We start from the raw sequence: 12,227 nt of genomic DNA on the forward strand, positions 1-12,227 counted from the left end.
GTGGGGTGAGACACCACACCGGCCTCCCGACAAGCAGCGCGCAGTCCACAGAGACGAGGAACAAACCCGTGAGCGACGTACGAAACGTGATCATCATCGGTTCCGGGCCGGCCGGCTACACCGCCGCCCTGTACACCGCACGCGCTTCGCTCAAGCCGCTGGTCTTCGAAGGTGCCGTCACCGCCGGTGGCGCGCTGATGAACACCACCGAGGTCGAGAACTTCCCCGGCTTCCAGGACGGCATCATGGGTCCCGACCTCATGGACAACATGCGCGGCCAGGCCGAGCGCTTCGGCGCCGAGCTCGTTCCCGACGACGTCGTGTCCGTGGACCTCACCGGTGACATCAAGACCGTCACCGACACCGCCGGCACCGTGCACCGCGCCAAGGCCGTGATCATCACCACCGGCTCGCAGCACCGCAAGCTCGGACTGCCCAACGAGGACGCGCTCTCGGGCCGCGGTGTCTCCTGGTGCGCCACGTGCGACGGATTCTTCTTCAAGGACCAGGACATCGCCGTCGTCGGCGGCGGCGACACCGCGATCGAGGAGGCGACCTTCCTCTCCCGGTTCGCCAAGTCCGTCACCATCGTGCACCGCCGCGACGCCCTGCGCGCCTCCAAGGCCATGCAGGACCGCGCCTTCGCCGACCCGAAGATCAAGTTCTCCTGGGACAGCGAAGTCGCCGAGATCCACGGCGAGCAGAAGCTCTCCGGCCTCACCCTGCGCAACACCAAGACCGGTGAGGCCTCCGAGCTCCCCGTGACGGGCCTGTTCATCGCTGTCGGCCACGACCCGCGCACCGAGCTGTTCAAGGACCAGCTGGAGCTCGACGAGGAGGGCTACCTCAAGGTCGACGCCCCCTCGACGCGCACCAACCTCACCGGCGTGTTCGGCGCCGGCGACGTCGTGGACCACACGTACCGTCAGGCCATCACCGCCGCAGGCACCGGCTGCTCCGCGGCCCTCGACGCCGAGCGCTTCCTCTCCGCCCTCGCGGACGCCGAGAAGGCGCACGCTACGGTCTGACCCCCGCTCACCCCCCACCCCACACCCCGCAGGAAGAATTAGGAGGCCGCTGTGGCCGGCACCCTCAAGAACGTGACCGACGCTGACTTCGACACCGAGGTCCTTGGCAGCGACAAGCCCGTACTGGTGGACTTCTGGGCCGCCTGGTGCGGACCGTGCCGCCAGATCGCGCCGTCGCTGGAGGCCATCGCCGCCGAGTACGGCGACCAGATCGAGATCGTCAAGCTCAACATCGACGAGAACCCGGCCACGGCTGCCAAGTACGGCGTCATGTCCATCCCGACGCTGAACGTCTACCAGGGCGGCGAGGTGGCCAAGACCATCGTCGGCGCGAAGCCGAAGGCCGCCATCCTGCGCGACCTCGACGGCTTCATCCAGGCCAAGACCGTCTGACGCCTGAGCCATCCCCAGCGGTAGCCGGGATCGTTTCACGTGAAACGGGGCCGCCCCTTCAAGGGGCGGCCCCGTTCGCGCATCACAGCGGGCGCAGCGCGGGTTCCTTGCGCGCCGCACCCAGCAGCCGGTCCAGCGCGAGCTCCACGTCTTCCTTCCACGAGAGCGTCGAGCGCAACTCCAGCCTCAGCCGGGGGTGCACCGGATGCGGCCGCACCGTCTTGAAGCCCACGGCCAGCAGGTGGTCCGCCGGCAGCAGACAGGCCGGGCCCTCCCACCGGGCGTCCCCGAACGCCTCGATCGCCCGGAACCCTCGCCGGAGCAGGTCCTTGGCCACTGTCTGGACCATCACCCGTCCCAGGCCCTGCCCCTGATAGCCCGGCATGATCCACGCCGTGATCAGCTGCACGGCATCCGGAGACACCGGACTCGTCGGAAAGGCCGTGGCCCGCGGCACGTACGCCGGCGGCGCGTAGAGCACGAATCCCACCGGGACATCGTCCACGTAGACCACGCGGCCGCACGAGCCCCACTCCAGCAGGACAGCGGAGATCCACGCCTCCTTCTCCAGCGCCGGGGTCCCCGCCTTCACGGCAGCCTCACCGCTGACCGGATCCAACTCCCAGAACACACAGGACCGGCAACGCCGAGGCAGGTCCTGGAGGTTGTCCAGCGTGAGTGGTACCAACCGACGCCCCATGAGCGCATCGTATCCACAGCCCGAATCAGGAGAAACCGCAACAAGGCAAAGGGGCGGACCGTGCCGGTTCACACCGGCACGACCCGCCCCTCGGCGGCCGGGGGTTCACTCCCCGGACAGACCCTGCTCCAGCACCCGGCCCTCGCCCGGCGCCAGCGTCCCGAGAATCCGCTCCAGATCCTCCATCGACGCGAACTCGACGGTGATCTTGCCCTTCTTCTGACCCAGATCGACCTTCACGCGCGTCTCGAACCGGTCCGACAGCCGCGTTGCCAGCTCGCTGAGCGCCGGAGCCACCCGGGCACCCGCCCGCGGACCCTTCGGCTTCACGGTCCCCGAAGGCTCCGAGCCCATCAGCGACACGATCTCCTCGACCGCACGCACCGACAGCCCCTCGGCCACGATCCGGTGGGCGAGCTTGTCCTGGACCTCGGACTCCTCCACCGACAGCAGCGCCCGCGCATGCCCGGCAGACAGCACACCTGCGGCCACCCGGCGCTGCACCGGCGGCGACAGCTTCAGCAGGCGCAGCGTGTTCGACACCTGCGGACGCGAACGGCCGATCCGGTCCGCCAGCTGGTCGTGCGTGCAGTTGAAGTCCTGGAGCAGCTGGTCGTACGCAGCCGCCTCCTCCAGCGGGTTCAGCTGAGCCCGGTGCAGGTTCTCCAGCAGCGCGTCCAACAGCAGCTTCTCGTCATCGGTCGCCCGGATGATCGCCGGAATGCGCTCCAGCCCGGCCTCCCGGCACGCCCGCCAGCGACGCTCGCCCATGATGAGCTCGTAGCGGCCCGGAGCATGCGGCCGCACCACCACCGGCTGAAGCAGGCCCACCTCCTGGATGGAGGTCACCAGCTCCGCCAGGGCGTCCTCGTCGAATACCTCACGGGGCTGCCGCGGGTTCGGGGTGATCGTGTCCATCGGAAGCTCGGCGAACGTCGCCCCGGCCACCGTGCCGGCCTCCGGCTCCACCGCCTTCGGCTCGTCCGCCACCGCGACCGCGCCTGCCGCCGATGTTTCACGTGAAACATCGGCCTGCGCCAGCGAAGCCAGCTTCGCCGCCGCGACCCCGCGCTCCGAAGGCAGCACCGGCAGCGCCGACGGAGACGTCGACCCGCCACCGATCACCGGCGGCGTCTTCTCCTGCGGAGCGGCGGGGATCAGTGCGCCGAGCCCCCGCCCCAGACCCCTACGTCGCTCACTCACTGGATCCCCTCCGCCACACTCTGCGTGCTGTTCATGCCCGAGCCCAGGTGGGCGTGCTGGGCGTCGTACGAAATTCCGGCCCCTCGCAGCGCGATCTCGCGCGCCGCTTCCAGGTAGGAGAGAGAACCGCTGGAACCAGGATCGTAGGTGAGCACCGTCTGGCCGTAGCTCGGCGCCTCGGAAATACGCACCGACCGCGGGATGCTCGTACGCAGCACCTCCTTGCCGAAGTGGGTGCGCACCTCCTCCGCCACCTGCGAAGCCAGCCGGGTCCTGCCGTCGTACATCGTCAGCAGGATCGTCGACACGTGCAGCGTCGGGTTCAGGTGGGCCCGCACCAGGTCGACATTGCGCAGCAGCTGGCCCAGCCCCTCCAGCGCGTAGTACTCGCACTGGATCGGGATCAGCACCTCCGCGCCGGCCACCAGCGCGTTCACCGTCAGCAGCCCCAGCGAGGGCGGGCAGTCGATCAGGATGTAGTCCAGCGGCTGCTCGTACGCCTGGATGGCCCGCTGGAGCCGGCTCTCGCGGGCCACCAGCGACACCAGCTCGATCTCCGCACCCGCAAGGTCGATCGTGGCCGGAGCACAGAAGAGCCCCTCCACGTCCACCACCGGCTGGACGACCTCCAGCAGCGGCCGGCTGTCCACGAGCACGTCGTAGATCGAGGGCACATCCGCGTGGTGGTCGATACCGAGCGCTGTGGACGCGTTGCCCTGCGGGTCGAGGTCGATCACCAGGACCCGCGCACCGTGCAGGGCCAATGAGGCGGCCAGGTTCACGGTCGTCGTGGTCTTGCCGACGCCGCCCTTCTGGTTGGCGACCACGATGACCCGCGTCTGCTCCGGGCGAGGCAGCCCCTCGCCGGCGCGCCCCAGTGCCTCGACCGCCATCTGGGCGGCACGGCCGATGGGCGTGTCGTTGTCTACAAGGGGTGGGGGCGATGTTTCACGTGAAACATCCTCGCCCGCCGATTCAGAGCGGGGACCGGGGACCGGATCGGCCATCGGCCCCGCGAGGTTGGCGTCGGACCGCACGGTGTCACTCTCCTCGACATCAGGCTCGCGATGAACAGAGCCTGCCATGGCACCCGGGTCGCGAACCAGCGGGGACCGTACTCCTGTGGATGAATCCACAGATGTGGACAACTCCGTCCCCCCCTCACCCTTGCGGGGACGAGGGGACGCAGCCGCACGGCCGCGGCTGATGATTCCGTGCAGCAGAGAGCGACGTTTCACGTGAAACACGATGCCCGGACGCAGTCTTCAGGCTGCTACGACACTCCGAAATCCGTACCTATAGGGTCCAACACGCCCGAACTCCATACCCACCGGGCTCAGAAGATCAACGGCGCCGGCGCGTACGGGAGACCCGGGCGGCCTTGGCCCGCTTGGCCGCGAACCTCACCCCACCGGGGCTCTCTCCGACCTCGACCCGGACGACCGTGGACATGGGATCCACCACACCTTCGCCCACGTGCAGCACCGAGGTCTTCACCACACCCAGCTTCGCCAGCGCGACCTTCGCCGCCACCAGCTCCTCCTCGGCGGTGTCACCCTTCAGAGCGAGCATCTCCCCGTACGGACGCAGCAGGGGCACGCCCCAGCCCGCCAGTCGGTCCAGCGGAGCCACGGCTCGCGCCGTCACCACATGCACCGGCTGTACCTTGCCGAGGACCTCCTCGGCCCGGCCGCGCACCACCGTGACGTGGTCCAGGCCCAGCAGCTCCACGGCCTCCTGCAAAAAGTTCGTCCGTCGGAGCAGCGGTTCAAGCAGCGTGATCTTCAGATCCCGCCGCACCAGGGCCAGCGGAATACCGGGCAGGCCGGCACCCGAACCGACATCGCACACGGTGACGCCCTCGGGCACCACCTCCGACAGCACCGCGCAGTTCAGCAGGTGCCGCTCCCACAGCCGCGGCACCTCGCGCGGGCCGATCAGGCCGCGCTTGACCCCCGCGTCCGCCAGCAGCTCCGCATACCGCACAGCTTCCGGGAAAAACTCGCCGAACACCGCACGCGCCTCTTCGGGCGCCGGGGGAAGCTCTGCTGCCTCCGTCACGGGGACCGTCCTTCCGTACCGCATGGATCGTTGAAAACGCACTGCTCGGACAGGCACCGCCCAGACCGGCACTGCCAGGCTGACAAACATCGGCCCCGTCTGCGACACAGACGGGGCCGAAACACTCGGGCTTGCGGTCAGGCCGGAAGCACGACGACGAAGCGCTGCGGCTCCTCGCCCTCCGACTCGCTCTTCAGGCCGGCAGCCGCCACGGCGTCGTGGACGACCTTCCGCTCGAAGGGAGTCATCGGCGCCAGCTTCAGCGGCTCGCCGGACGCCTTCACGTCCGCCGCCGCCTGGGCACCCAGCGCCGCCAGCTCCTCGCGCTTCTTCGCACGGAAACCGGCGATGTCCAGCATCAGCCGGCTGCGGTCCCCGGTCTCGCGGTGCACGGCAAGGCGGGTCAGCTCCTGAAGAGCCTCCAAGACCTCACCGTCGCGGCCCACGAGCTTCTGGAGATCGCGGCTGGCCGAGTCGCTGACGATCGACACCGCGGCCCGGTCGGCCTCGACGTCCATGTCGATGTCCCCGTCGAGGTCGGCGATGTCCAGCAGACCCTCAAGGTAGTCGGCTGCGATCTCACCCTCCTGCTCAAGGCGGGTGAGGGTGTCGCCACTCTCAGCGGCGGCGGTGGTGGTGCCTTCCGTCACGGGAGGGACTCCTTCTTACTTCTTGGAAGAGGGCTTGGGGGGCGTCTGACGCTGCGACTTCGTCTGCCGCTTCGGCTGCTGCCGCTTGGCGGCACCGCCGCTCGCCGCGTCCGAGTCGGCCGTGGCCTCGGCACTCTTGATGACAGACCCGTCCGCCTGCGCAGCCAGACCCTGCTTCGTAAGAGCCGCGATGAACTTGCGCTCGTTGTCGTTGCGGTCCGGGCCCTTGGCCACGATCGCCGCGACGATCTTCTTCTTGCCCCGGCCCTTGACGTCGCCGTGCGTGCCGATGTGCTTCAGCAGACGGGTCAGGTACTGGTCCTGAGCCTTGCTGCCCGGCGTCGGGTTCTGGTTGATCACGTACATCTGCTGGCCCATGGTCCACACGTTCGTGGTCAGCCAGTAGACGAGAACACCCACGGGGAAGTTGATGCCCATCACCGCGAAGATCAGCGGGAAGATGTACATCAGCATCTTCTGCTGCTGCATGAACGGCGTCTTGACCGAGAGGTCGACGTTCTTCTGCATCAGCTGGCGCTGCGTGTAGAACTGCGACAGCGACATCAGGACGATCATGACCGCGGTCACGATCCGGACGTCGGTGATCGAGGCGCCCAGAGAGGCGGCCTTCTCCGCGCTGTCCGTGAACTTCGCCGCCAGCGGGGCGCCGAAGATGTGCGCCTGACGGGCGCTTTCCAGCAGCTCCTGGTTGATGACGCCGATCGTCTGCCCGTTGGCGATGGCCGAGAGCACGTGGTACAGCGCGAAGAAGAACGGCGACTGCGCAATGATCGGAAGGCACGAGGAGAGCGGGTTGGTACCCGTCTCCTTGTACAGCTTCATCATCTCTTCGGACTGGCGCTGCTTGTCGTTCTTGTAGCGCTCCTGGATCGCCTTCATCTTCGGCTGGAGCGCCTGCATGCCACGCGTCGCCTTGATCTGCTTCACGAAGAGCGGGATCAGACAGATGCGGATCAAGACCACCAGGGACACGATCGACAGGCCCCAGGCCCAGCCGCTGTCCGGGCCGAAAATCGCGCCGTACAGGCTGTGGAACTGGACGATGACCCACGAGACGGGCGTGGTGATAAAGCTGAACAGACTGGCAATCGTGTCCACTAATCAGGCTCCTTGAGCATTGCGAGATCTACGCAACGCACTGCGCAGCTGCTCGTGCCAACGCGGGCGTTTACGGGGTGGGACATGATCGACACCGCCGGCGGACCACGGATTGCACCGCAGGATCCGCCAGCCGGTCAGAACCGTCCCCTTCACCGCACCATGCCGGTCGATGGCCGTGTACCCGTAGTGCGAGCACGAGGGGTAATAACGGCACACCGGCCCGAGCAGCGGACTGATCGTCCACTGGTACAGCTTGATCAATGCGAGCAGCGGGTACTTCATCGAGCCACGCCTCCCAGGAGCCGCGACAGGGCGGCGTCCAGGTCCCGGGCCAGTTCATCGACACCGGCATCACCCGCTCCGGGCAATGCCCGCACCACCACCAGGCTACCGGCGGGCAGCTGGGACAGCCGCTCGCGGACAAGATGGCGCAAACGGCGCTTCACCCGGTTACGGACGACGGCACCACCCACGGCCTTGCTGACGACGAAACCCGCACGCGTCGAGGGATCTATATCCCCCGGCCCGTGCGGGTCCGTTGCACCGCTTGTACGTAGGTGGACGACGAGGAGCGGGCGACCAGCCCGGCGACCTCGGCGTACCGCGCTCGCGAAGTCCTCGCGCCGCCTCAGCCGATTCTCGGGAGACAGCACGACGTCACTACCTGCGCGTTGTTACGCGGAGAGGGCGGCGCGGCCCTTGCTGCGGCGGTTCGCCAGGATCGCGCGACCGGCACGGGTACGCATCCGCAGGCGGAAGCCGTGGGTCTTGGCGCGACGGCGGTTGTTCGGCTGGAAGGTGCGCTTGCTCACTCGGGGGCTCCAGAGAATGAATCGTTGTGGCGGGACATCGCCTGGCTGTCACCGTGCGCCCACGAGGAAACTCGCGTGTTCGCCCGAGTGGCACCGCTAAACGATCACAAAAGGTGATCTTCGCCCATCGGTAGGCAGGCGGCAGCAGCCATCGACAACTCGACCTCGTTACGGTACGCGCGGCTACGCCATCCGGTCAAACCGAGGCGACGCGACCCCGCGCTGTGCACAGGCTGTGGACAACGACTTGAACCGTACCCGTCGGGCTGACTACCGTTGTCTGATCCCGGATTTTTTGTCCCGACCGTCCCAAAGAACCACACATTCGTGGGACCCCTGTGAGAGAGCGTGCTCTGTGGCTGACGTACCTGCCGATCTTGCCGCAGTGTGGCCAAGGGTGCTCGAAAAGCTCCTCGGGGAGGGACAGCAGGCGATCGAGCCCAAGGACAAGCAGTGGGTCGAGCGCTGCCAGCCCCTGGCTCTCGTCGCCGACACCGCGCTGCTTGCCGTCCCCAACGAGTACGGCAAGCGCGTCCTGGAGGGCCGGCTCGCCCCGCTGATCAGCGATGCGCTCAGCCGTGAGTGCGGCCGGCCCATCCGCATCGCCATCACCGTGGACGACTCCGCCGGCGAGCCCGCGCCCCTGGCCGCGCCCGCCCAGCAGCGCCCCGAGTCGTACGAGCCGTACGGCGGCCAGCGCCCCGGCGGCCACGGCGGCCCGTCCGACGACCAGCTCCCGACCGCCCGCCCCGCCTACCCGGACTACCAGCAGTCGCGCCCCGAGCCCGGCTCCTGGCCCCGCGGCGGGCAGGACGACTACGGCTGGCAGCAGCCGCGCCTCGGCGGTTTCCCCGAGCGCGACCCGTACGCCTCCCCGCAGCCGGGCTATCTGCAGCAGTCCGAGCCGGGCGGCTACGAGCAGGGCTCCTATGAACAGCAGTCGTACGAACAGCAGCAGTACGAGCCCCGCCCGCCACAGCAGTCCCATCAGTACGAGCAGCAGCAGTACGAGCAGCCGGCCCCGCGCCCGGCGCCCGGCCGGCCCGCACCGCTGCCGGCCCCGTCCGGGGGCTCCACGTCGGGCCCGCTGGAGCCCACCGCCCGGCTGAACCCCAAGTACCTGTTCGACACCTTCGTCATCGGCGCCTCCAACCGCTTCGCGCACGCCGCCGCGGTGGCCGTCGCCGAGGCGCCCGCCAAGGCGTACAACCCCCTCTTCATCTACGGGGAGTCGGGCCTCGGCAAGACGCACCTGCTGCACGCCATCGGGCACTACGCGCGGAGCCTCTACCCCGGCACCCGGGTGCGGTACGTGAGCTCCGAGGAGTTCACCAACGAGTTCATCAACTCGATCCGCGACGGCAAGGGCGACGCGTTCCGCAAGCGCTACCGCGAGATGGACATCCTGCTCGTCGACGACATCCAGTTCCTCGCGAGCAAGGAGTCGACGCAGGAGGAGTTCTTCCACACCTTCAACACGCTCCACAACGCCAACAAGCAGATCGTGCTGTCCTCCGACCGGCCGCCCAAGCAGCTCGTCACCCTTGAGGACCGGCTCCGCAACCGCTTCGAGTGGGGCCTGATCACCGACGTCCAGCCGCCCGAGCTGGAGACCCGTATCGCGATCCTGCGCAAGAAGGCCGTACAGGAGCAGCTCAACGCCCCTCCGGAGGTACTGGAGTTCATCGCCTCCCGCATCTCGCGCAACATCCGCGAGCTGGAGGGCGCGCTGATCCGGGTCACTGCCTTCGCGAGCCTGAACCGGCAGCCGGTCGACCTGGGCCTGACCGAGGACGTCCTGAAGAACCTGATCCCCGGCGGCGAGGATTCCGCGCCCGAGATCACCGCCTCGGACATCATGGCGGCCACCGCCGACTACTTCGGCCTCACGGTGGACGACCTGTGCGGCTCCTCGCGCAGCCGTGTCCTGGTGACCGCCCGGCAGATCGCCATGTACCTGTGCCGGGAGCTCACGGACCTGTCCCTGCCCAAGATCGGGGCGCAGTTCGGCGGCCGCGACCACACCACCGTCATGCACGCGGACCGCAAGATCCGCGCCCTGATGGCGGAGCGGCGCTCCATCTACAACCAGGTCACCGAGCTCACCAACCGCATCAAGAACGGCTGAGCCGGCTCTCCCCGGACCGCTGCCTCACAGGAGCTCCCGCACGACTCGTGCGGGAGCTCCTGTGCGTTCCTGTCGGGGCCGTCCGCGGGCCGCCAGGGCCTCTTCAAACGCATCCAGAGGGCGCTTCCGGGGTACTTCGGGGGCGCCCTCCTTCGTCCACGCGCCCCTGGTCTGTTCGAATACGCCCCCTGTGGAGCAACTCATCCACAGATTCCCCGACTTTCTTCCGTCCACAGGCTGGGGACTGTTTCCGTCACCCACAATCTGTCCACAGGGGTGGCGTGTGAGGGTCCATCAGGCCTGGTCAGCCACCTGTGGAATTGTGCGCAAGCGTCATCCACACCCTGTGGACAGAAGATTCATCCACAGGCTCGTCCACTCCTCTGTCCACCGTCGACCCACAGGTTCCCGCATCCTGTGCACAGGATGCGACGAGTTACCCACACCGCTGTCCACTGTTCGGCAACCATCCCCCCCTCCTCACCGCCCCGAGTGAAAGCCGTCACACAGAAGTCGACGTTTGGGCTGTGGAGTACCGGGGGAAAGCTGGGGACACACCTGTGGAGTAGTCGGGGTCACCTGGGGATGGCCTGTGCAGAAGTTTTCGTTCTCCACAGAGACACCGTGTTGTCCACCGGTGCCACCCACAGGGCCGGTGGATAAAAAACGCGGGTTGACCTGCGAGAACAGGCTTATCCACCGTTTCCACAGGCCCTACTACTACCCCCATGGAGAGTTAGGCCGGTTTCGGTTTTCAAGCAGGTCCTGTGCACAACTCGGTGGGGACGCCTCCCCGACACCTCGCTCCCGACTTGACCTCCGGCAGCAACGGCTGTCGGCGCCGTACGTCAGACTGGTCCCCGGCAACGAGGCTCCGAGCCACCGAGGGCATCGAGGCATCGAGCCGACGACGAAGGCCGGCAGACGAGCGAGCAACAGCAGGAGGCGGTTCCGGTGAAGATCCGGGTGGAGCGCGACGTACTCGCGGAGGCGGTGGCCTGGGCTGCCCGCAGCCTCCCGGCCCGGCCGCCGGTGCCCGTTCTCGCGGGCCTGCTGCTGAAGGCCGAGGAAGGCACCCTGTCCCTCTCCGGCTTCGACTACGAGGTCTCGGCCCGCGTCTCCGTCGAGGCGGACGTCGAGGAGGACGGCACCGTCCTGGTCTCCGGCCGGCTGCTCGCCGACATCTGCCGCGCCCTGCCCAACCGCCCGGTGGAGATTTCCACAGACGGTGTACGGGCGACCGTGGTCTGCGGCTCCTCGCGGTTCACACTCCACACCCTGCCTGTGGAGGAGTACCCGGCGCTGCCGCAGATGCCGACCGCGACCGGCACCGTGCCCGGTGAGGTCTTCGCCTCCGCCGCAGCCCAGGTCGCCATCGCCGCCGGCCGCGACGACACGCTGCCCGTGCTGACCGGTGTCCGCATCGAGATCGAGGGCGACCGCGTCACGCTGGCCTCCACCGACCGCTACCGCTTCGCGGTCCGCGAGTTCCTGTGGAAGCCGGAGAACCCGGACGCCTCCGCCGTGGCCCTGGTGCCCGCCAAGACGCTCCTGGACACCGCGAAGTCCCTGACCAGCGGTGACACCGTCACCCTGGCACTGTCGGGCTCCGGCGCCGGCGAGGGCCTCATCGGCTTCGAGGGCGCCGGCCGCCGTACCACCACCCGCCTCCTCGAAGGCGACCTGCCGAAGTACCGCACGCTGTTCCCGACGGAGTTCAACTCCATCGCCGTGATCGAGACCGCCCCGTTCGTCGAGGCCGTCAAGCGCGTGGCCCTGGTCGCCGAGCGCAACACCCCGGTCCGCCTCAGCTTCGAGCAGGGCGTGCTGATCCTGGAGGCCGGCTCCTCCGACGATGCACAGGCTGTGGAACGCGTCGACGCCAAGCTGGAGGGCGACGACATCTCGATCGCCTTCAACCCGACCTTCCTGCTGGACGGCCTCAGCGCGATCGACTCGCCGGCCGCGCAGCTGAGCTTCACCACGTCCACCAAGCCGGCGCTGCTCAGCGGCCGCCCGGCGGTCGACGCCGAGGCGGACGAGGCGTACAAGTACCTGATCATGCCGGTGCGCCTGTCCGGCTGACCTGCGCGTACGTCGGGCCCGGTCTCGCAGGCTGCGGGGCCGGGC

12 protein-coding genes and 1 pseudogene are annotated in these 12,227 nt (G+C 68.3%); 4 read left to right on the top strand and 9 right to left on the bottom strand.

Annotated features, from left to right (window positions below):
• Positions 1-68: 68 nt before the first annotated feature.
• Together trxB and trxA are read left to right on the top strand one after the other, a co-directional pair.
• A complete protein-coding gene (gene trxB, locus ABTY04_RS02740) occupies positions 69-1,028 on the top strand; it encodes a thioredoxin-disulfide reductase (RefSeq protein ID WP_352211484.1) in 960 nt (319 codons plus the stop codon).
• A gap of 51 nt (positions 1,029-1,079) precedes the next feature.
• Complete coding sequence (trxA, locus tag ABTY04_RS02745; protein ID WP_352211485.1) at positions 1,080-1,421, top strand: thioredoxin; 342 nt, start codon at positions 1,080-1,082, stop codon at positions 1,419-1,421.
• An 82-nt stretch (positions 1,422-1,503) separates the two neighbouring features.
• Here trxA and ABTY04_RS02750 read toward each other — a convergent pair whose 3' ends face one another.
• The 9 genes from ABTY04_RS02750 to rpmH all read right to left on the bottom strand — a co-directional run bounded on the left by ABTY04_RS02750 (position 1,504) and on the right by rpmH (position 7,969).
• Complete coding sequence (locus ABTY04_RS02750; protein ID WP_352211486.1) at positions 1,504-2,121, bottom strand: GNAT family N-acetyltransferase; 618 nt, start codon at positions 2,119-2,121, stop codon at positions 1,504-1,506.
• Between the two features lie 105 nt (positions 2,122-2,226).
• On the bottom strand, positions 2,227-3,324 hold the full coding sequence (locus tag ABTY04_RS02755) for a ParB/RepB/Spo0J family partition protein (protein ID WP_352211487.1): 1,098 nt from the start codon (positions 3,322-3,324) through the stop codon (positions 2,227-2,229).
• A complete protein-coding gene (locus ABTY04_RS02760) occupies positions 3,321-4,409 on the bottom strand; it encodes a ParA family protein (RefSeq protein ID WP_352211488.1) in 1,089 nt (362 codons plus the stop codon). The genes ABTY04_RS02755 and ABTY04_RS02760 overlap by 4 nt, the downstream gene beginning before the upstream one ends.
• A gap of 259 nt (positions 4,410-4,668) precedes the next feature.
• Positions 4,669-5,385: a 16S rRNA (guanine(527)-N(7))-methyltransferase RsmG gene (rsmG, locus tag ABTY04_RS02765; RefSeq protein ID WP_352211489.1), complete on the bottom strand. Its 717-nt coding sequence runs from the start codon at positions 5,383-5,385 to the stop codon at positions 4,669-4,671.
• 137 nt (positions 5,386-5,522) lie between these two features.
• A complete protein-coding gene (locus ABTY04_RS02770; RefSeq protein WP_030153171.1) occupies positions 5,523-6,035 on the bottom strand; it encodes a Jag family protein in 513 nt (170 codons plus the stop codon).
• Between the two features lie 15 nt (positions 6,036-6,050).
• The gene (yidC, locus tag ABTY04_RS02775; RefSeq protein ID WP_352211490.1) at positions 6,051-7,154 is read right to left on the bottom strand and encodes a membrane protein insertase YidC; all 1,104 of its coding nucleotides are present in this window, start codon (positions 7,152-7,154) and stop codon (positions 6,051-6,053) included.
• Between the two features lie 3 nt (positions 7,155-7,157).
• Positions 7,158-7,439: a membrane protein insertion efficiency factor YidD gene (gene yidD, locus ABTY04_RS02780; protein WP_372481439.1), complete on the bottom strand. Its 282-nt coding sequence runs from the start codon at positions 7,437-7,439 to the stop codon at positions 7,158-7,160.
• Entirely contained in the window at positions 7,436-7,810 is a 375-nt protein-coding gene (gene rnpA, locus ABTY04_RS02785) for a ribonuclease P protein component (protein ID WP_352211491.1), read from the bottom strand. Before rnpA ends, yidD begins: the two co-directional genes overlap by 4 nt.
• Positions 7,811-7,831: 21 nt before the next feature.
• Positions 7,832-7,969: a 50S ribosomal protein L34 gene (gene rpmH, locus ABTY04_RS02790; protein ID WP_018547628.1), complete on the bottom strand. Its 138-nt coding sequence runs from the start codon at positions 7,967-7,969 to the stop codon at positions 7,832-7,834.
• 943 nt (positions 7,970-8,912) lie between these two features.
• On the opposite strand from rpmH, the pseudogene dnaA reads away from it, so the two are divergent.
• Together dnaA and dnaN are read left to right on the top strand one after the other, a co-directional pair.
• A pseudogene (gene dnaA, locus ABTY04_RS02795) lies at positions 8,913-10,097 on the top strand (chromosomal replication initiator protein DnaA); the annotation flags it as partial.
• 954 nt (positions 10,098-11,051) lie between these two features.
• Complete coding sequence (gene dnaN / locus ABTY04_RS02800) at positions 11,052-12,182, top strand: DNA polymerase III subunit beta (RefSeq protein WP_030153167.1); 1,131 nt, start codon at positions 11,052-11,054, stop codon at positions 12,180-12,182.
• The last annotated feature ends 45 nt before the right edge of the window (positions 12,183-12,227 follow it).

Source organism: Streptomyces sp. NPDC097981 (assembly GCF_040302565.1).
Classification (GTDB): domain Bacteria; phylum Actinomycetota; class Actinomycetes; order Streptomycetales; family Streptomycetaceae; genus Streptomyces.

Excerpts from the sequence above, each read along its gene's own strand:
- ABTY04_RS02750 (WP_352211486.1), bottom strand. The coding sequence starts at position 2,121 with ATGGGGCGTCGGTTGGTACCACTCACGCTGGACAACCTCCAGGACCTG.
- ABTY04_RS02760 (WP_352211488.1), bottom strand. The coding sequence starts at position 4,409 with ATGGCAGGCTCTGTTCATCGCGAGCCTGATGTCGAGGAGAGTGACACC.
- yidD (WP_372481439.1), bottom strand. The coding sequence starts at position 7,439 with ATGAAGTACCCGCTGCTCGCATTGATCAAGCTGTACCAGTGGACGATC.